General features: G+C 62.1%; 14 protein-coding genes and 2 tRNA genes. 15 read left to right on the top strand and 1 reads right to left on the bottom strand.

What is annotated here, in order from left to right:
* Nucleotides 1-7: 7 nt before the first annotated feature.
* Nucleotides 8-1,000 carry a PLP-dependent transferase gene (locus tag ACTQXM_RS03180; RefSeq protein ID WP_441536952.1) on the top strand — a complete coding sequence of 331 codons (993 nt, stop codon included), beginning with the start codon at nt 8-10 and terminating at the stop codon, nt 998-1,000.
* 101 nt (nt 1,001-1,101) lie between these two features.
* On the opposite strand, the gene ACTQXM_RS03175 is transcribed toward ACTQXM_RS03180, so the two are convergent.
* Nucleotides 1,102-1,446, bottom strand: coding sequence for a winged helix-turn-helix domain-containing protein (locus tag ACTQXM_RS03175; RefSeq protein WP_427719637.1), 345 nt, complete (start codon nt 1,444-1,446; stop codon nt 1,102-1,104).
* Between the two features lie 193 nt (nt 1,447-1,639).
* Between ACTQXM_RS03175 and ACTQXM_RS03170 the strand changes: the two genes are divergently transcribed.
* The 14 genes from ACTQXM_RS03170 (at nt 1,640) to ACTQXM_RS03105 (ending at nt 18,802) form a co-directional block, all read left to right on the top strand.
* Nucleotides 1,640-3,151 carry an IMP dehydrogenase gene (locus ACTQXM_RS03170; protein WP_427794684.1) on the top strand — a complete coding sequence of 504 codons (1,512 nt, stop codon included), beginning with the start codon at nt 1,640-1,642 and terminating at the stop codon, nt 3,149-3,151.
* 259 nt (nt 3,152-3,410) lie between these two features.
* Nucleotides 3,411-5,987: a leucine--tRNA ligase gene (gene leuS, locus ACTQXM_RS03165; protein ID WP_441536953.1), complete on the top strand. Its 2,577-nt coding sequence runs from the start codon at nt 3,411-3,413 to the stop codon at nt 5,985-5,987.
* Between the two features lie 256 nt (nt 5,988-6,243).
* Nucleotides 6,244-6,738 (top strand): ribosome maturation factor RimP, encoded by a 495-nt coding sequence (gene rimP / locus ACTQXM_RS03160; protein ID WP_441536954.1) that lies wholly within the window; start codon nt 6,244-6,246, stop codon nt 6,736-6,738.
* A gap of 1 nt (nt 6,739) precedes the next feature.
* Nucleotides 6,740-7,987 (top strand): transcription termination factor NusA, encoded by a 1,248-nt coding sequence (gene nusA / locus ACTQXM_RS03155; RefSeq protein WP_154515419.1) that lies wholly within the window; start codon nt 6,740-6,742, stop codon nt 7,985-7,987.
* Between the two features lie 91 nt (nt 7,988-8,078).
* On the top strand, nt 8,079-10,754 hold the full coding sequence (gene infB / locus ACTQXM_RS03150) for a translation initiation factor IF-2 (RefSeq protein WP_441536955.1): 2,676 nt from the start codon (nt 8,079-8,081) through the stop codon (nt 10,752-10,754).
* Between the two features lie 11 nt (nt 10,755-10,765).
* The gene (rbfA, locus tag ACTQXM_RS03145) at nt 10,766-11,176 is read left to right on the top strand and encodes a 30S ribosome-binding factor RbfA (RefSeq protein WP_006234038.1); all 411 of its coding nucleotides are present in this window, start codon (nt 10,766-10,768) and stop codon (nt 11,174-11,176) included.
* Entirely contained in the window at nt 11,169-12,212 is a 1,044-nt protein-coding gene (locus tag ACTQXM_RS03140; protein ID WP_427728745.1) for a DHH family phosphoesterase, read from the top strand. Before rbfA ends, ACTQXM_RS03140 begins: the two co-directional genes overlap by 8 nt.
* Before the next feature lie 15 nt (nt 12,213-12,227).
* Nucleotides 12,228-13,160: a tRNA pseudouridine(55) synthase TruB gene (gene truB / locus ACTQXM_RS03135; protein ID WP_441536956.1), complete on the top strand. Its 933-nt coding sequence runs from the start codon at nt 12,228-12,230 to the stop codon at nt 13,158-13,160.
* Nucleotides 13,157-14,164 carry a riboflavin biosynthesis protein RibF gene (ribF, locus tag ACTQXM_RS03130; RefSeq protein ID WP_441536957.1) on the top strand — a complete coding sequence of 336 codons (1,008 nt, stop codon included), beginning with the start codon at nt 13,157-13,159 and terminating at the stop codon, nt 14,162-14,164. Before truB ends, ribF begins: the two co-directional genes overlap by 4 nt.
* Nucleotides 14,157-16,265 (top strand): DNA primase, encoded by a 2,109-nt coding sequence (gene dnaG / locus ACTQXM_RS03125; protein ID WP_441536958.1) that lies wholly within the window; start codon nt 14,157-14,159, stop codon nt 16,263-16,265. Before ribF ends, dnaG begins: the two co-directional genes overlap by 8 nt.
* 110 nt (nt 16,266-16,375) lie before the next feature.
* The gene (gene rpoD, locus ACTQXM_RS03120; protein ID WP_441536959.1) at nt 16,376-17,725 is read left to right on the top strand and encodes an RNA polymerase sigma factor RpoD; all 1,350 of its coding nucleotides are present in this window, start codon (nt 16,376-16,378) and stop codon (nt 17,723-17,725) included.
* Between the two features lie 342 nt (nt 17,726-18,067).
* Nucleotides 18,068-18,142 (top strand) — tRNA-Asn (locus ACTQXM_RS03115).
* A 33-nt stretch (nt 18,143-18,175) separates the two neighbouring features.
* A tRNA-Asn gene (locus tag ACTQXM_RS03110) sits at nt 18,176-18,250 on the top strand.
* A gap of 162 nt (nt 18,251-18,412) precedes the next feature.
* Nucleotides 18,413-18,802 (top strand): Asp23/Gls24 family envelope stress response protein, encoded by a 390-nt coding sequence (locus ACTQXM_RS03105; protein ID WP_187361832.1) that lies wholly within the window; start codon nt 18,413-18,415, stop codon nt 18,800-18,802.
* The last annotated feature ends 25 nt before the right edge of the window (nt 18,803-18,827 follow it).

Below are 18,827 nucleotides of genomic sequence, written 5' to 3'. Positions count from 1 at the left end.
GTGTCACGTGGACGCACAACAGCTAGAAGAGGCCTGGGCTGCAAGGGCTGGCGCGCGCGAGGCGCGACTGGTTGCAGCCTCGCATGTGCCGGCGGCGCTGTCTCTGTTGGGGATTGTGCGTCCCGGCGATCGCCTGGTGGCCTTTGCGGATGACTTTGCCGAAGCGTTTGCTTGCGGCTTTGAGGGCTGCGATGTCGTGCTGGTGGGCTCGCCGTCCGCCGAGGCGTTTGCTGCTGCGTCCGAGGGCTTTGATGCTTCGCTTGATGCCGAGGGGCCGCACCTGTGGTGGTTCGCCAACTCCATTGGCGCGTTCGGTCTGCGTGTGCCCGATTTGCGCGCTTTAGGCCGCGCCGCGCGTGAGGCCCATGCACTGCTGGTTGTTGACAACACCGTGGCTGACGTCTTTGGCTGCAATCCGCTGAGCTTGGGCGCCGTGCTGTCGCTCGAGGCACTCGACCGCGTGTGTGCCGGTAAGGCCCCGCGTAAGCTCGTTGCCGCTTCGGTGGCGCGATCGCAGCTTAAGCGCCATCGTGTGGATGCCGCGGCTGAGTGCGCGCATGCGTTGTTTGCGGGCTGCGGTGCGTCGGCGCTCGATCTTTCTGCTGAGGAGGCCGACGTGCTGGAGCGCGGGCTTTCCTCGCTTAACGCTCGCATGCAGGCTCACTTCGATCGAGCCCGTGCGCTGGCCGAGTATCTGGCCGCGAACGAGATGGTGCGCAACGTGCGCTATCCCGGGCTGAGCTCGCATCCTGACCATGCGGTTGCAACGGGAATCCTCGAGCATGGCTTTGGCCCGGCAGTTGAGTTTGACCTTATCGAGCGTAGCGCGGGAGAGTTGTTCGACGCTTTGCCGGGGGAGTTTCGCACATCGTTCGCCGGCGGTGCAACGACGCGTCTTTCGGCCCCACGTGGCAAGCAGGGGGACACCATCCGCCTCTTCGCCGGCACCGACGATCCCCTGACGGTAGCCGCCGCCCTCGATAACGCCCTCCGACAGTAGCTAATTTGGGACGGGGCTTTTTTAGCTACCCAATGTCAATTTTTGGCTATGAGTTAAGAATGCTCTGGATGGGTAGCTAAAAAAGCCCCGTCCCAAATTAGCTACTCTTTGATGGTGTCGATCAGGTCGTTGGCCCTTGCGGCTATGACTTCGTTGATCTCTGCCTGCAGCTCCTCGTAGGCCGCTATGGCTCGCTCGCCGGCGGGGGTGAGCGAGCTCCCGCGGGCGCCGTCGCGCTCGATGAGCTTGCACCCCAGCTGCCCCTCGGCCTCGTTCACAATGCGCCATGCCTTGGAATAGGCCATGCCCATGCTCTTGGCGGCACGGTTGATCGAGTGTTCGCGGGCGATACCCTGCAGCAGCAAGACGCAGCCGTGGCCGAACACGCCCGGCAGATCTTTGTCGCACGACTGAATGACCAGTTTTGCCGTCGTCTTGTACTCCATGCGCTCCACGTCTCTCCGCTAAAGTGTCTGCTGGGCAAACGCAAAGCCTGTGTTAAGCCCTCGTGTGCTCTTCTTAAATCATGCATTGTAGCAGTTAAAGTGCGTTAAGATACTTGCCCAGTATTGGGCGCCCAAGGTTGGGCTGGGTCCTACGAGGCCTGCAGCCGACCGGTCGCATGGAAAAAGGAGAAACATGGCTACGTTCTTTCCCGGTGAGTCCCACACGTTTTCGGAGTATCTGCTGGTCCCTGGTTATTCGTCCTCGCAGTGCATCCCCAACAACGTCTCTCTTAAGACGCCGCTAACCCGCTTTAAGCGCGGCGAGAAGCCGGCAATCACCCTGAACATCCCCATGGTTTCCGCCATCATGCAGTCCGTCTCGGGCGTCGACATGGGTGTCGCGCTCGCTACCGAGGGTGGCCTGTCCTTCATTTACGGTTCCCAGACCCCCGAGTCCGAGGCCGCCATGGTCAAGGCCGTCAAGGATCACAAGGCCGGCTTCGTTCAGTCCGATTCTACGCTGACCCCCGACATGACCATGGAGCAGGTCATCGAGCTCAAGGAAAAGACCGGTCACTCCACCATGCCGGTCACCGACGACGGCACTCCCAAGGGCAAACTCTTGGGTATCGTTACCAGCCGTGACTATCGCCCCAGCCGCGATGACCACCAAAAGAAGGTCTCCGAGTTCATGACCCCGCGTGAGCAGCTCATCGTGGGCGACAAGAACATCAGCCTCAAGGTTGCCAACGACGTCATCTGGGACAACAAGCTCAACGCCCTGCCCATCGTCGACGACAACGATCACCTCATGGGCATCGTCTTCCGCAAGGACTACGACAGCCACAAGACCAACCCCAACGAGCTGCTCGACGGCGATAAGCGCTACATGGTCGGCGCCGGCATCAACACCCGCGACTATGCCGAGCGCGTGCCGCTGCTCATCGAGGCCGGCGCCGATGTCCTGTGCATCGACTCTTCCGAGGGCTTCAGCGAGTGGCAGAAGCGCACCATCGAGTGGATCCGCGCCAACTACGGCGAGGATGTTAAGGTCGGTGCCGGCAACGTCGTTGACGCCGAGGGCTTCCGCTTTTTGGCCGACTGCGGTGCCGACTTTATCAAGGTCGGTATCGGCGGCGGTTCCATCTGCATTACCCGCGAGACCAAGGGTATCGGCCGTGGCCAGGCCACCGCGCTGATCGACGTCTGCCGCGCTCGCGACGAGTACTACGAGGAGACCGGCGTCTACGTGCCCGTGTGCTCCGACGGCGGTATCGTCTACGACTACCACATGACGCTCGCCCTTGCCATGGGTGCCGACTTTATGATGCTGGGCCGCTACTTTGCCCGCTTTGACGAGAGCCCGACCGAGCGCGTCAACGTCAACGGTCAGTACATGAAGGAGTACTGGGGCGAGGGTTCTGCGCGTGCCCGCAACTGGCAGCGCTACGACCTGGGCGGCGCCGCAAAGCTCAGCTTTGTCGAGGGCGTAGACTCCTACGTTCCCTACGCCGGCTCCCTTAAGGACGGCGTGGGCGGCACGCTCTACAAGATCAAGTCCACGATGTGCAACTGCGGTGCCCTCTCGATCCCCGAGCTCCAGGAAAAGGCACGCCTGACCCTGGTGAGCTCGACCTCGATCGTCGAAGGCGGCGCCCACGACGTAGTCGTCAAGGATTCGCAGCAGTCTGTGTCTTATCGATAGGATAAGAGCCGCATATAAAGGTTGAGTTCCAACCACGTTATTAAGATAAAGCGAGATGCCTGCAAGTCGCAGGCATCTCGCTTGTCGTATTTGCTATCATCAGTCAAGTTAACCTTAGGGTCGGTCGGCTTGGCTTTGTTCGCTACAAGTTCCGCACGCAAAGAAGAGCACTTAATGTGCTCTTCGTCTTGCGCAGGACTGTCCGCAGTAGCGAATAAAGCCAAGCCGACCGACCCCAGCTAAGATTAAAGGAGCTGATATGTGCGATTGCACAGATCATAAGGACGAGATCCCTGCCTACGACGCGCAGGCCATTGAGTCCAAGTGGATGAAGGCCTGGGAGGATTCCAACCTCTTTGCCGTCGACACCGACGCCAGCAAGCCCAAGAAGTACGTGCTCGAGATGTTCCCGTATCCTTCGGGCGACCTGCATATGGGCCACGCGCGCAACTATACCATCGGCGATGCCATGGCCCGTCAGGCCCGTATGCGCGGCTTTGACGTGCTGCATCCCATTGGCTTTGACGCCTTTGGCCTGCCCGCCGAGAACGCCGCCATCAAGCACAACACGCAGGCTGCCGCCTGGACGTATAAGAACATGGACCAGGCGCTCGCCACGATGAAGCGCATGGGCTTCTCCTACGATCTGGATCGCATGGTCAAGACCTGCAGCCCCGACTACTACCGCTGGGGTCAGTGGATCTTTGAGAAGATGTGGGAAAAGGGCCTGGTCTACCGCAAGAAGAACCCGGTCAACTGGTGCCCCAACTGCAAGACCGTTCTGGCCAACGAGCAGGTTACCGAGGGCAAGTGCTGGCGCTGCGGCACCGAGCCCGAGAAGCGCGACCTTGAGCAGTGGTACTACAAGATTACCGAGTACTCCCAGGAGCTGCTCGACGATCTGGAGAAGCTCCCCGGCTGGCCCGAGCGCGTTAAGCAGATGCAGGCCAACTGGATCGGCCGCTCCGAGGGCGCCGAGGTCGACTTTACCCTGTGTGATGCCAACGGCGATCCCATCGAGGGCGACGAGGGCAAGATCACCGTCTTCACCACGCGTGCCGACACGCTCTTTGGCGTCTCCTTCTTTGTCCTGGCTCCCGAGTACGCTCGTCTGCACGAGCTCGTCGAGGGCACGGAGTACGAGGAGGCCGTGACCAAGATCGTCGAGGACTCCAAGCATATCTCTGCCGTCGAGCGTGCCCAGGGCACCCTCGAGAAGCACGGTGCCTTTACGGGCCGCTACGTGGTTAACCCCGTCAACGGCGAGAAGGTTCCTGTGTGGGTTGCCGACTATGTCGTTGCCGATTACGGCACCGGCGCCGTCATGGCCGTTCCCTGCGGCGACCAGCGCGACTTTGAGTTTGCCCGCAAGTACGACCTCCCGATCGTCCCGATCATCCTGGACGATGACGACCGCGCTGCCGTCGAGGCCAGTGGCGAGACCATCGATACCTTCCATGCCGAGACCGTCGACTGGGATTGCGCCCACGCTGCCGAGGGCACGCTCGTCCAGTCCGGCAAGTACACCGGCATGCGCGGCGGTAAGCACTCCGAGGGCGAGGCTGCCATCGTGGCCGACCTCGAGGCCATGGGCTGCGGTCGTCGCAAGGTCGAGTTCCGCCTGCGCGACTGGCTCATCAGCCGTCAGCGCTATTGGGGCAACCCCATCCCGGCCATCCATTGCGAGCACTGCGGCATTGTGCCCGTGCCCGAGGACCAGCTGCCGGTGACGCTGCCCGAGAACCTGGACCTGGGCGCCGGCGAGACCCTCGCCGAGTGCAAGGACTTCTACGAGACCACCTGCCCGGTCTGCGGCCGCCCGGCCAAGCGCGAGACCGATACCATGGACACCTTCACCTGCTCCAGCTGGTATTACCTGCGTTATACCGACCCGCACAACACCGAGCTGCCCTTCTCCCGCGAGGCGGCAGACCGTTGGATGCCCGTCGATAACTACATCGGCGGCATCGAGCACGCCATTTTGCACCTGCTCTACAGCCGCTTCTTTACCAAGGCGCTGCGCGACCTGGGTCTGCTCAGCGTGGACGAGCCCTTTACCAACCTGCTGTGCCAGGGCATGGTCAAGGACGAGAACGGCGACACCATGTCCAAGTCCAAGGGCAACGTCGTGCCTCCGAGCTCGGTTATCGAGCCCTACGGCGCCGACACCATGCGTCTGGCGATCCTGTTTATCGCCCCGCCCGAGAAGGACTTTGACTGGGATCCCAAGGCCGTCGAGGGTGCCAACCGCTTTATCAAGCGCGCCTGGCGTATCGTGTGGCAGCTTGTCCAGTCGGGTGATGCCAACGTTGCCTTCGACAAGTCCGTGCTCGACGAGACCGCGATGAAGCTCTATCGCGAGCGTCACCGCACCATCGCCAAGTGCACTGAGGACTTCGATCGCGGCCAGTTTAACACCGCGATCTCGGCCGTCATGGAGCTCGTCAACGCGGCGAGCGCCTACCTCAACGCCACCGAGGGCACATCGCGCGACAAGGCACTGTGCTACGGCGTGGCCAAGGACATCGTGAGCGTCCTTGCCCCCATCTGCCCGTTCTGGGCCGACGAGCTGTGGCACGAGGCACTCGGCTGCGAGGGCAACGCCTACACCGCCGCCTGGCCCGAGTTTGACCTGGCCGAGTCCATCGAGGACACGGTGCAGATCGTCGTCCAGGTGCTCGGTAAGGTCCGCGGCCGCATCGATGTGGCCCGCGATGCCTCCAACGAGGAGATGCAGGCTGCCGCCGAGGCCGCTGTTGCCAAGTGGCTCGAGGGCAAGACGGTCGTCAAGGCCATCTGCGTGCCCGGCAAGCTGGTCAACCTGGTGGTTAAGTAAACCTCGCGCATATAGTTGATGCACAATAGACGAGGGACGATCCGGCTGGGTCGTCCCTCTTTTTGGATATGGATACTTGCGACTACATCCAATTATCTATTTCTTGTGGAGAACCTGTGCTCACGCTGACCTGCGGGTTTGTGCTATGGTTGCACGTTTTCGCAGGTATTGGTATAGTTTGCTTGCAAATGAAGTTGTAATTGAAAGAAGTGGGGTTTCGGCCCCGCTTCTTTTTTGTATGGATGGAGGTGCCGCAATGGTCAAGACCAAGACCGAGCAGGCGATCATCGACGCGCTCGAGGTCGTCGCTCCCCAGCACGATGTCGATATTGTCGACGTTGAGCTCGTGGGTGCCACCAAGGCCCCCTGCGTGCGTGTGCGTATCGAGGGTGCCGAGGGTCAGAGCCTGTCGCTCAACGACGTCACGGCCAACACCAAGTGGGTCGGCGACGTGATTGAGGAGCTCGACCCCATCTCTTCGAGCTATACGCTCGAGGTGTCGAGCGCGGGTATGGCGCGCCCGCTGCGCCGTCCGCGTGACTTTGCCCGCTTTGTGGGCGAGGACTGCGAGCTTTCCTCCACCGCCACCGAGGGCCGTCGCAAGTACTCCGGCAAGATTGCTGCCGCGACCGAGACCAACGTAACCCTCGAGCTCGAGGACGGCGAGTCTGTCACCCTCGATTATTCCGATGTTAAAAAGTGTAAGTTGAAGCCCGTCTATGACTTCAAGCCCGCGAAGGAAGGAAACTAACATGGCAGCATCCGACATGATGTCCGCCCTGATGGAGCTTTGCCAGGAGAAGCACATCGACCAGCTCTACCTGATCGACCGTCTGGAGCAGTCGCTCGCCAAGAGCTATGCCGAGATCCTGCATCTTGAGTGGGGCGCCAAGGTGACCATCGACCGCACCACCGGCAAGATCTATGTCTACCGCCTGGAGCCGATCGACGATTCCATGGACGAGGAGGGCAACTTCACCGAGTTCGAGGAGATCGACGTCACCCCCAAGAACACCAGCCGCATCGCCGCCCAGCACGCCAAGGCCGAGATCAACGCCATCGTGCGCAACTCCGCCCGCGAGCAGATCTACGAGGAGTTCTCCGGCCGTATCGGCGACCTCATCAGCGGTACCGTACTGCAGTCCACACCCGACTTTACGATCGTCAAGATCCGCGAAGGCGTCGAGGCCGAGCTTCCGCACTTTGATCAGCGCCGCTACGAGAACGAGCGCAACGAGCGCCCCATGGGCGAGCGCTATCTGCACAACCAGCACATCAAGGCCGTGATCATTGACGTTCGCGACCCCAACTCCACGCTTCCGCCGGTTCGCGGCGAGCACAGCCGTCCGCCGATCGTTATCTCGCGTACCCACCCCGAGCTCATGCGTCGTCTGTTTGAGCAGGAGGTGCCCGAGATCTATGAGGGCACCGTCCAGATCAAGTCGATCGCCCGCGAGCCCGGCCAGCGCTCCAAGGTCGCCGTCCACTCGCTCGACGACCGCCTGGATCCCGTGGGCGCCTGCGTCGGCCCCAAGGGCAGCCGTGTGCGCGCCGTCGTGGGTGAGCTGCGCGGTGAGCGCGTCGACGTCATCCTGTGGGATGCCGATCCGGCCGTCTACGTCGCCAACGCCCTGTCGCCCGCCAAGGTCACTCGCGTCCTTATCGACGAGGAGAAGGCCTATGCCGGCGTCATCGTGCCCGACGACCAGCTTTCGCTCGCCATTGGCAAGGAGGGCCAGAACGCCCGCCTGGCCGCACGCCTGACCGGCTGGCACATCGACATTAAGTCCGAGACCCTTGCCGCCGACATCCTCAAGAACGTTCCCGTTCACGAGGAGCCTGCCGCCGACCTGATCGGTGACGAGGAGGATGACGACGCCCGTCGTTGCGAGTACGTGTCCGAGGACGGCATCCAGTGCCGCAACCAGGCCCGTCCCGGTTCCCGTTTCTGCGGTGTCCACGACACCGACGCCTTCGATGATGCGGAGGACCTGATCTAGCGCGCGGTTGCGCTGGACAGGTTCCGGCGCACATCCCACGCTCGTTCAGTCTCTAGGCACCCAAGGTGCCAGAAAGGGTAGGTGAAGTCATATGGCAAAAGTCCGTGTGTCCACCCTGGCCAAAGAGTTCGGCATGACCTCCAAGGAACTGATGGGTCACCTCGCCGAAATGAAGATTCCCGCTAAGTCTGCTTCCTCCGCCCTGGAGGACGCTTATGTTGCCATGGTCCGCAAGCAGCTTGCCTCGGTGATCGAGGCCCGCGCCCAGGAAGTCGAGGCCGCCAAGCAGGCCGAGGAGGAGGCTGCCGCCGCCGAGGAGGCAGCGCGTGCCGCCGAGGCCGAGCGCGAGCGCATCGCCGCCGAGAAGGCACGCGAGGAGGAGCGCCGCCAGTTTGCCGCCGCCCAGGCCGCCGAGGAGGCAGCCCGTGCCGAGGCTGAGGCCAAGAAGAAGGCCGAGCAGGAGCGCCTTGCCTGCGAAAAGGAGGAGGCTGCTCGCGAGGCCCAGCGCCGCGCCGTTCCCGCTTCCGACTCCGGTTCGCGCTTCCGTTCGCTGCTCGATCAGATCGCCGCACAGGAGACCGTGCTCAAGGAGAAGAAGGACGCCGAGGACAAGGCCAAGGCCGAGCGCGGCAACCGTCGCGGCGGCAACAGCGATCGTCGTGGCGGCCGTCGCAACGACCGCAACGCCTCCGAGAGCCGCCCACACAGCCATCGCACCAATGCCAGCAACAATGTCGCTGCCGGCATGGATTTCCCCAACCCCGATAAGCAGGGCAAGGGCAAGAAGCGCAAGGGTGGTCACAACAGCGAAGAGGACCACTACAGCCGCATGGCGCGCGAGGCCGAGGAGTACAGCCGCGAGAAGGTTCTCGAGGAGGCCCGTGCCGCCGTCGAGGAGGCCTCTCGCGAGTCCACCGGTCGCCGCAAGAAGCGCAAGGAGAAGCGCGAGCGCGAGGCCGCTAGGGCTCAGGAGGAGCGCAAGATTGAGGAGGCGCTGGCCCAGGGCGTGAACCCCGAGGAGCTCGACGCCATCAAGGTCTCCCAGGGCGTTACCGTCCAGGAGCTTGCCGAGGCGCTCGACGTTCCGGCCAACGACATCATCAAGCGCCTGTTCCTGCTGGGCACCCCGCTCACCATGACGCAGTCCATGTCCGACGACCTTGTCGAGCTCGTTGCCGACGACTTGGGCCGTCAGATCAGGATCATCACCCCCGAGGAGGAGAACACCTTCTCGTTCTACGACGATCCCGCCGACCTTAAGCCCCGCGCCCCGGTCGTCACCGTCATGGGTCACGTCGACCACGGCAAGACGAGCCTGCTCGACGCCATCCGCCACACCGGCGTCGCTGCCGGCGAGGCTGGCGGCATTACCCAGGCCATCGGCGCTTCGCAGGTCATGATCAACGACCGCAAGATCACCTTCATCGATACCCCGGGCCACGCTACCTTTACGGCCATGCGTGCCCGTGGCGCCAAGGTGACCGACATCGTCATCCTGATCGTCGCCGCCGACGACGGCGTCATGCCCCAGACGGTCGAGTCGATCAACCACGCCAAGGCCGCCGGCGTTCCCATCGTCGTCGCCGTCAACAAGATCGATAAGCCCGGCGCCAACCCCGACCGTGTGCGCCAGGAACTCACCGAGTACGGCGTCATCCCCGAGGAGTGGGGCGGACAGAACATGTTCGTCAACATCTCGGCCAAACAGAAGATCGGTATCGACGACCTTCTGGAGACCGTGCTGCTCCAGGCCGACGTGCTCGAGCTCAAGGCCAACCCCGATACCTTCGCCTCGGGCAACGTCCTCGAGGCCAAGCTCGACAAGGGCCGCGGCTCGGTCGCTACCGTGCTCGTGACCCGCGGTACCCTGCACGTGGGCGATACGCTGGTCGCCGGCCTCACCTATGGCCGCGTTCGCGCCATGCTCGACCCCAAGGGCCGCGCCGTCACCGAGGCCGGTCCCTCCGACGCCGTCGAGATCCTGGGCCTGCAGTCCGTCCCCAACGCCGGCGACGAGTTCCGCGTGTTCGAGGACGAGCGCGAGGCGCGCGCCCTGGCCGATGAGCGCTCGCTCAAGGCCCGTATCGAGGAGCAGAGCCGCGTGAAGCACGTCACGCTCGAGAACCTCTTCGAGACCATCGCCGACGCCGAGGTCAAGGAGCTCAACCTGATCATCAAGGCCGACGTCCAGGGCTCCATCGAGGCCCTTCAGGACTCGCTCGACAAGATGGATCAGTCCGAGGTCCGCATCAACACGATCCACTCCGCGGTCGGTGCCATCAACGAGACCGACGTCGTCCTGGCCGACGCCTCCAACGCCATCATCATTGGCTTTGGCGTGCGTCCCGACGGTAAGGCCCGCTCCGCTGCCGAGCGCGAGGGCGTCGAGATTCGTTGCTACGACGTTATCTACAAGTGCCTCGAGGAGCTCGACGCTGCCCGTATCGGCATGCTCAAGCCCACCGAGGTCGAGGTCTCCACGGGTACCGCGACCGTCCTGGACACCTTTAAGGTGCCCAAAGTCGGTATCGCCGCCGGTGTCCGCGTCGAGGAGGGCGAGATCGCCGCGACCGATTCCGTGCGCCTGGTGCGCGACGGCATCGTTGTCTTTAACGGTAAGATCGCCTCGATGCGCCACTACAAGGACGAGGCCAAGAGCCTCAAGAGCGGTTCCGAGGGCGGCATTGGCCTGGAGAACTTCCAGGACATCAAGCCCGGCGACCAGATCGAGGGTTACCGTATCGACCAGGTTGCCCGTACCGAGTAGGGGGTAGCGCTATGAAGCAAACGCAGGCAACCCGCCGTCTGGGCGAGCAGCTTCGCGAGAAGCTCGGTTATATCCTTCTCTTTGAGGTTTCCGATCCGCGTCTCGACCTGGTCACCCTGACCGCGGTCGAGGTCGCGGTGGACCGTTCGTTCGCGCGCGTGTACGTGTCGTGCGATGCGAGCCGCTACGATGAGGTCATGGAGGCGCTCGCCAGCGCCAAGGGCCGCATTCGCAGCCTGTTGGCTCGCTCGCTCGACTGGCGCGTCACGCCCGAGCTCGATTTTCGCATCGATCGCTCGACCGATGAGGCCGAGCGCATTACGCGTGCGCTGGAGAATGTCCCGGCCACGCTGGCGATCGAAAAGGACGAGGACGGCTATCCCATAGCGGATGCCGCCCAGGAGGCAGCTTTAGATGACTAATTCCGCCGACCTCGTCTCGTGCGAGTCTGCAGATATTAAACGACGCATCCTCGAGCTTATCGAGGGTGCGTCCTCCATTGCGATCTCGGGTCATACCTCTCCCGACGGCGATGCCCTGGGCTCCGTGTTGGGCTTGGGTCTCTCGCTCATGAAGGCGTTCCCCGACAAGGACATCGCGCTGCTGCTCGCAGACGACGATCCCGTTCCGCGTATTTACCGCTTTATGGAAGGCGCCGATCGTCTGGTGCCGGCTTCGAGCTTTACGGGCGATCCCGACCTGTTTATCTCGGTGGATGTGCCGGTTGTCGAGCGTCTGAACAACTCGGCCGACGTGCTCCGCCGCTCCAAACATGTGGTGTGCTTTGACCACCATCCGGCGCGCGAGGAGTTTGCCGAGGTAAGCCTGAGGCGTGTCGATGCTGCGGCGTGCGCCATGATCATCGACCACTTTTTGGATGATTGCGGCATTGTCGTTCGCGATCGCATCGCCACCTGTCTGCTCTGTGGCCTGGTTACCGATACCGGTCGTTTTCAGTATCAGAATGCCGATGCCGCTGCGTTCCATGCGGCTTCGCGCCTGGTGGCGCACGGTGCCGACCCGGCGCGTGTCGCGCTCGAGGTCTATCAGAGCATGCGCGTCGAGTTCTTGCACCTCAAGTCCATCGTCATGGGCCGCATCAAGACGGTCGCGCACGGGCGCGTGGCGTATAGCTACGCGTACGAAAGCGACCTTAAGGAATGTGGCGTCACTTCGGATGAGTGCGACGGCTTGGTCGATGTGGTGCGCTCGGTGATGGGTGTCGAGGTCTGCCTGTTCCTTAAGGGCATCGAGGGCGATACCAAGGTGCGCGGAAACCTGCGCTCCAAGGGCGACATGGATGTCTCCGAGATTGCGGCCAACTTTGGCGGAGGCGGACATCACGCTGCCGCCGGCTTTACCAATAACGGAACGATTTTCGAGACGCTCACCGCGGCACTTCCCATGCTGGCCGAGCTGGTGGGGGAGGATCCCGCTTCGGTGACCGTCGAGCTTTAACTTTTTGGATGGTACATGGCTCGTCGTACGCCTTCTCAATTGAATATGCTGCTCGCCGTCGATAAACCGGTGGGCTGCACGTCCCACGACGTGGTTTCGCAATGCCGGCGCGCCCTCCATGAGCGGCGCGTCGGTCATGCCGGCACGCTCGACCCCATGGCGTCGGGTGTCATGGTGGTGGGCGTGGGCCAAGCTACGCGTCTGCTGGGCATGCTTACCCTCGATACCAAAAGTTACGTCGCCGATATCTCGTTTGGCGCCGAGACCAATACCGACGATGCGGAAGGCGAGGCCATCCGTACGGTTGCCATTGCACCCGAGCTGCGCGATCCGGCCTATGCCCGTGAGCGCTTGAGCGCCATGCTGGGCCCTCAGATGCAGGTTCCGCCGGCGTTTTCGGCTATTTCGGTCAACGGCGTGCGCGCCTATAAGTCTGCACGTGAGGGCAATGCCGTTGAGTTGCCTGCGCGCCCGGTCGAGGTATATTCTGCCGACCTGATCGCCGTGAGTGGCGAGGGCGATTCCTGCATTTGGACCGTTGCCTTCTCGGTGAGCAAGGGCACCTATATCCGTGCGCTCGCTCGCGACCTGGGTCGCGCCTGCGATAGTGCCGCGCATATTTTCGCGCTGCGCCGTACCGCTTCTGGCATTGTCTCCATCGGTGCCTGCCATGCGGTCGAGGACCTTTCTGCCGAGTCCGCTGCCGGCTTTGCCTTGGACCCCATTGCGGCCCTCGGCGCCACGCGTGTCGACTTGCCGGGCAATCTTGCCGACGATCTGCTGTGCGGACGTCGTATTCCTATTGATCGCGCGCTTGCCGGCTTCGATGTGTCGAAGGCACCGTTTGCGCTGGTGCTCGATGGCGGGCTCAAGGCTTTGGCGCGTATCGAGGATGGTCGCTTTGTGATGGAGCACGTCTTTCCGCAGGCGATCGGCGGTGTTCGATGATGCTGGACCCTCGCGAGCTCGCGCGCACATTTTTTGTGGGCGCGGCGGCGGAGGCCCGCATCGTTTTGGCTGATGCTTTTGATGACTGCGAGTCTATGGGTGCCGCCTCGATTGCCATCGGCGTGTTCGATGGCGTGCATAGGGGACATCGTGAGCTGATCGACGCGGTCATTCGCGATGCGCGCGTCCACGGCTGCAAAGCGGTTGTCGTAACGTTTGACCCTGATCCAGATGTTGTGGTGAGCCCTGCGCCCGCTCAAAAATTGATGACGACGGCCGACCGTCTGCATGCCCTGGCTCAGACTGGGGTCGATGCCGTGGTGGCTGTTCCCTTTACGCCTGCGGTAGCGTCGCTCGACCACGTGGGCTTTCTTGAGCTGTTGGCGCATGTTGTCGACATTCGCTCCATTCGCGTTGGCAGCGATTTTAGGCTGGGCCGCGGCGGTGCCTCGGGCGTTGCCGAGATGCAGGCATGGGGCGCTGAGCGCGGTGTTGACGTGTATGGGCACAATTTGCTGTGCGAGGCCGGCGAGGCTATCTGTGCCACCCGCATTCGACGTGAGCTGAGCTTGGGCCACGTTGAGCTGGCAGCCGATCTACTCGGCCGTCCCTATATGGTGCGCGGCGGCGTGATTCGCGGTCGCCACGAGGGCTCCGATATGGGATTTCCGACGGCAAACCTGCTGGTGCCAAACGGAATTCAGCTGCCTGCCGATGGCGTCTACGAGGGCCTTGTGCTGGTCGACGATACCGTGTGGCCTGCTGCCGTCAACGTGGGCCTGCCGCCGACGTATGCCGACGATGCCGCCTCGGCGCATCTCGAGGCCAACTTGATCGGGTATGCGGGCGACCTGTATGGACGTTCGGTTTCGTTGGCGTTTACGCGTTGGCTGCGTCCTTCGCGCGTGTTCGATTCGCTGGACGAGCTTATCGCGACCGTCGAGGGTAATATTGACGATATCCGTTATAACTTGGGTGAGCAGGGGGTGGGCATCCGTGATTAGCGATGAGGAGAAAGACCAGGTGCGCGCTGCGTCCGACCTGGTTGCCATTGTGCAGGAAACGGTTGAGCTCAAGCCCCGCGGCCATGAGTTTTGGGGTTGCTGCCCCTTCCATGGCGAAAAGACCCCATCGTTTCACATTATCCCCGCTACGCAGGTGTGGCACTGCTTTGGCTGTGGCGAGGGCGGCGACGTCTTCACCTACATCATGAAGCGCGAGAACCTGAGCTTTCCCGAGTCGATTCGCTACCTGGCCGATCGTGCCGGCATTGAGCTGCACGATACCGGCGCGCAGCGCGATCGCGGCACCAAGCGCGCCCGCATCTATGACCTGTGCGCCGAGACGGCCCAGTTCTATCACACCATGCTCATGCGCGGTAAGGACAGCCGTCCGCGTGAGTACTTTGCCAGCCGCGGTATGGGTGGCGACGTCTGCCGTCGCTACTGCCTGGGCTTTGCGCCGGGTCGCAATATGTTGGTGGCCCATCTGTCGCAGAAGGGCTTTACCCCGCAGGAGATGATCGACGCCAACGTGGCCGTGAGCCGCGGGCGCGGACAGCTCGCCGATCGTTTTTACGACCGCGTGATGTTTCCCATCTTTGACGAACAGGGTCATAACATCGCCTTTGGCGGTCGTATTATGGGCGACGGCCAACCCAAGTACCTCAACACCGCCGAGACGAGTGTGTTTCATAAAAAGAGAAACCTCTACGGCTTTAACTGGGCCAAGGAGTTTATCGTCGCGCAGGATACCGCCATCGTGGTGGAGGGATATACCGACTGCATCGCCTGCTGGGAGGCGGGGATCAAAAACGTCGTCGCCACGCTGGGCACGGCGCTGACGGAACATCACGTAAAGACGCTCACCCGTTTTGCCAAGCGCATCGTGTATATGTTCGATGGTGACGCCGCCGGTCAAAAGGCCGCGCGCCGCGCGATTCAGTTTATCGAGCAGGACTCGATGGACCTGCGCTGCGTGGTGCTTCCCGACGGCAACGACCCTATGGAGTTCATCTCCGCGCATGGTGGCGAGGCACTGCAGGCGCGTATCGCCGCCGCCGAGCCCCTCATGGACTTTGTGTACCGCTCACTGCAGGAGTCGAGCGACATTACCACGCCGGGCGGTCGCGCCAAGGCGCTCGAGGATGCGCTGACGCTCATCTATCCGCTGCGCGATAGCTACATGATCGATACGTACTTTATCCAGATAGCCGACCTTCTGGGCCTGGATTTGGAGACGGTACGCTCGAGCTCGGGCCGTGTGTTTCGCGATGTCGCCAAGCGCGAGGACGCCGAGCGTCGTCGCGAGCAGAACTACGAGCGCCAGCGGGCACAGGCCGAGCGCGCAGGCAGCGCGGGCGGTCGGGTGTCCGGTCCGCAGGGGGCATCTCGCGGCGCCTGGGCGTCGGGGACGACGCCGCCGGTATCCGCACCGGTCGAGGAGGAACCGTACGACTATGTGCCGCTCGAGGCCTACGGGGCCGCGCCGGTCGAGGTCGTCGACGATATGCCGCCGATCGATGTGCCTGCTGGCATGGACGCGGCGCCCGCGGGGTCTGCTTCGACCGCTTCCGTTCCGGCGACGCCGATTGTGCTGACCGATCTGGAGCGGAAGTCTCTGGCGGGGGAGCGCGAGCTGTTGACGATGCTCACCAGCTACCCCGACCTATTCCGCACGTACGCCGATCGCATCTGCTCGATTGAGTGGGTAGACCCCCGTCACGAGTCCATCGCGTGGGCCGTGCTCGCGACGCCGCCGGGCACCGACCCCGCGGCGTGCATGGACGCCGCGCGCGCGGTGTGTCCCGAGGCGGCTTCGCTCGTCAGCGCCGGGCGCATCTCGGCGACGAGCAAGCACCCCACCGAGACGAACATCGTCTTTATGCTCGATACGCTTGAGCTTTACACCATCAAGCGCCGTATGCGGGCTGCCCAGGCCAAGCTGCGCCAGGACCGGTCGCTCGACGATGACGCGCGCCGTGTATTGACCATGCAGGCCGCGCAGGATTCTTTGCGCCAGCGCGAGCTCCAGAAGTCGATTGGCGGCGTGGCCGATCCGTTCCGGTTGATTGGTTTGGAGGCCGCGGGTCCCGATCAGGCCTAGATGTTGTGGTCAATCGGCATGTTATCTGCTATATCCAGTCTGAATTTTGGGTATAGACGTGTAAGTGTGTGCTAAAGTAATGTGTCCTGTGGACTACGAAGGGAGAATCTGTGCCAAATAAGACTGAGAGCACGGGTACTGGGCTGGAATCCTACGTTGCTAAGCTCATGGGCAACGGCTCAAACAGGACTTCGGTAACCGAGGACGAGATCCAGGTCGTCCTGAAGGATATCGATGTTTCTGACGAGCAGCTCAACGCGGTCTATTCCGCGCTGCGCAACAGCGGCATCCAGATTATCTCCGCGAGCGGAAACGACGACGCCCCCATGGACGTCGACGATGACGATAACGATACCGATACCGACGATTTCGATGACGACGAGGAGCACGATTCCGGCTCGCTCGACGATCATGAGCTTAAGATGGCCCGTCAGGCCGATGCCGAGATGGGTTCTTGCAAGAGCAAAAAGAAGCGCACCGTCCGCACGTCCCGTTCGCGTTCTCGCGTGCGTGGCATCGATGCCTCCACGGTGATGCTGACCGGTGACCCGGTTCGTATGTACCTTAAGGAGATCGGCAAGGTCGACCTGCTGACCGCCTCCGAAGAGGTCGATCTGGCCATGAAGATCGAGGCCGGTCTCGAGGCCACCGAGAAGCTCGAGGCCGCCGAGGCGGGCGAGATCGAGCTCACTCGCGCCGAGATGCGTCGTCTGACTCGTATCGAGAACGTGGGCCTCGAGGCCAAGCAGGCGCTCATCAGCGCCAACCTCCGTCTGGTCGTCTCCATCGCCAAGCGCTACGTCGGTCGCGGCATGCTGTTCCTGGATCTGATCCAGGAGGGCAACCTCGGTCTGATCCGCGCCGTCGAGAAGTTCGACTACCAGAAGGGCTTCAAGTTTTCCACGTACGCCACGTGGTGGATCCGTCAGGCCATCACGCGCGCTATCGCCGACCAGGCCCGTACCATCCGTATTCCCGTACACATGGTCGAGACCATCAACAAGCTTGTCCGCGTGCAGCGCCAGCTCCTCCAGGATCTGGGTCGCGACCCGACCCCCGAGGAGATCGGTGCCGAGATGGACATGAGTGCCGACCGCGTCCGCGAGATTCAGAAGATCTCGCAGGAGCCCGTGTCGCTCGAGACTCCTATCGGCGAGGAAGAGGATTCCCAGCTGGGCGACTTTATCGAGGACTCCCAGGCCATCGTTCCGCCCGATGCCGCCAGCTTCTCCATGCTGCAGGAGCAGCTCACCCAGGTGCTCGACTCGCTTGCCGATCGTGAGCGCAAGGTTATTGAGCTGCGCTTTGGACTTGTCGACGGACATCCCCGCACGCTCGAGGAAGTCGGCCGCGAGTTTGGCGTCACGCGCGAGCGCATCCGCCAGATCGAGTCCAAGACCCTGGCCAAGCTCCGCCACCCCAGCCGCTCCAGCAAGCTCAAAGACTATATCGAAAGCTAGTCATGCAAGAAGCGCCCTCAAGCACATCCGCTTGAGGGCGCTTTCATGTAACAAGGGCCGGCAGTTGGGGCACGGGTAGTCTTTTTGGGACGGGGCTTTTTTAGCTACCCAATCTGGGGCCTTTAAAGCTTGAGCCGCTCATTGAGATTGGGTAGCTAAAAAAGCCCCGTCCCAAAAAGACTACCCTGGGCGTCAGGTTGATTAGTCGTTGGGGACGTTCTTGAATGACTAGTCGTTTAAGAACGTCCCCAATGACTGGGTCGGAAAATTTCTTAAAAAAGTTCTTGCCCTGAGCTGATTCGTCCGTATAATAAACTTCGTTGCTTGAGAGCATGCACCTATTCCTCGGTAGCTCAATGGTAGAGCACGCGGCTGTTAACCGCGCTGTTGTAGGTTCGAGTCCTACCCGGGGAGCCAGAATTTCTCAGCCCAATCTGCTGGGCTTTAAATTCCTCGGTAGCTCAATGGTAGAGCACGCGGCTGTTAACCGCGCTGTTGTAGGTTCGAGTCCTACCCGGGGAGCCAGATTGTAAAACCCGTCGCTTTTGCGGCGGGTTTTTTTCATGCCGCGATTGCTTAACGCAAACGTTGCCATATCAACATTTCGTGTCGAGGATGTAATCCCGCGACCCACCACCTCAACATGGCGCGGTCGTTGTAGAATATTGCAATGATTGCTCCCACGACATGGTGCCGCGAGCACCAGATAAGGAGATTCTTGTGTCTGAGACCATTAACGGCAGCCTGAGCGTCTCGAACGACGTTATTGCCGATATTGCCGGTTATGCCGCGATGACGTGCTATGGCGTCGTCGGTATGGCCGAGCAGCTCCAGGGCGCCGAGAGCGTGCGCCTGCTTGCCGGTCAGCGCCTCCGCAAGGGCGTGCTTGTCTCCGCCGACGAGAACGGCCTTACGGTCGACCTTCACGTCGTGCTCGAGAACGGCGTCAACATGAAGTCCGTCTGCCACAATCTTTCGAGCTCCGTTGCCTTCACCCTGCAGGAGATCGCCCAGATCGATCCCGCCAGCCTTAAGATCGGCATTCACATCGACGCGCTCAAGAGCCGTCTGAACTAGCATCCGAAAACGGAGATTCAAATAC

Origin of the sequence: Collinsella sp. LCP19S3_D3, assembly GCF_052121455.1 — a bacterium.
GTDB lineage: Bacteria > Actinomycetota > Coriobacteriia > Coriobacteriales > Coriobacteriaceae > Collinsella.
Note: the sequence above shows the minus strand (reverse complement) of the source record. Positions and strands in the feature narration are given on the sequence as shown.

Excerpts from the sequence above, each read along its gene's own strand:
- ACTQXM_RS03175 (WP_427719637.1), bottom strand. The coding sequence starts at position 1,446 with ATGGAGTACAAGACGACGGCAAAACTGGTCATTCAGTCGTGCGACAAA.
- ACTQXM_RS03170 (WP_427794684.1), top strand. The coding sequence starts at position 1,640 with ATGGCTACGTTCTTTCCCGGTGAGTCCCACACGTTTTCGGAGTATCTG.
- leuS (WP_441536953.1), top strand. The coding sequence starts at position 3,411 with ATGTGCGATTGCACAGATCATAAGGACGAGATCCCTGCCTACGACGCG.
- rimP (WP_441536954.1), top strand. The coding sequence starts at position 6,244 with ATGGTCAAGACCAAGACCGAGCAGGCGATCATCGACGCGCTCGAGGTC.
- nusA (WP_154515419.1), top strand. The coding sequence starts at position 6,740 with ATGGCAGCATCCGACATGATGTCCGCCCTGATGGAGCTTTGCCAGGAG.
- infB (WP_441536955.1), top strand. The coding sequence starts at position 8,079 with ATGGCAAAAGTCCGTGTGTCCACCCTGGCCAAAGAGTTCGGCATGACC.
- rbfA (WP_006234038.1), top strand. The coding sequence starts at position 10,766 with ATGAAGCAAACGCAGGCAACCCGCCGTCTGGGCGAGCAGCTTCGCGAG.
- ACTQXM_RS03140 (WP_427728745.1), top strand. The coding sequence starts at position 11,169 with ATGACTAATTCCGCCGACCTCGTCTCGTGCGAGTCTGCAGATATTAAA.
- truB (WP_441536956.1), top strand. The coding sequence starts at position 12,228 with ATGGCTCGTCGTACGCCTTCTCAATTGAATATGCTGCTCGCCGTCGAT.
- ribF (WP_441536957.1), top strand. The coding sequence starts at position 13,157 with ATGATGCTGGACCCTCGCGAGCTCGCGCGCACATTTTTTGTGGGCGCG.
- ACTQXM_RS03105 (WP_187361832.1), top strand. The coding sequence starts at position 18,413 with ATGGTGCCGCGAGCACCAGATAAGGAGATTCTTGTGTCTGAGACCATT.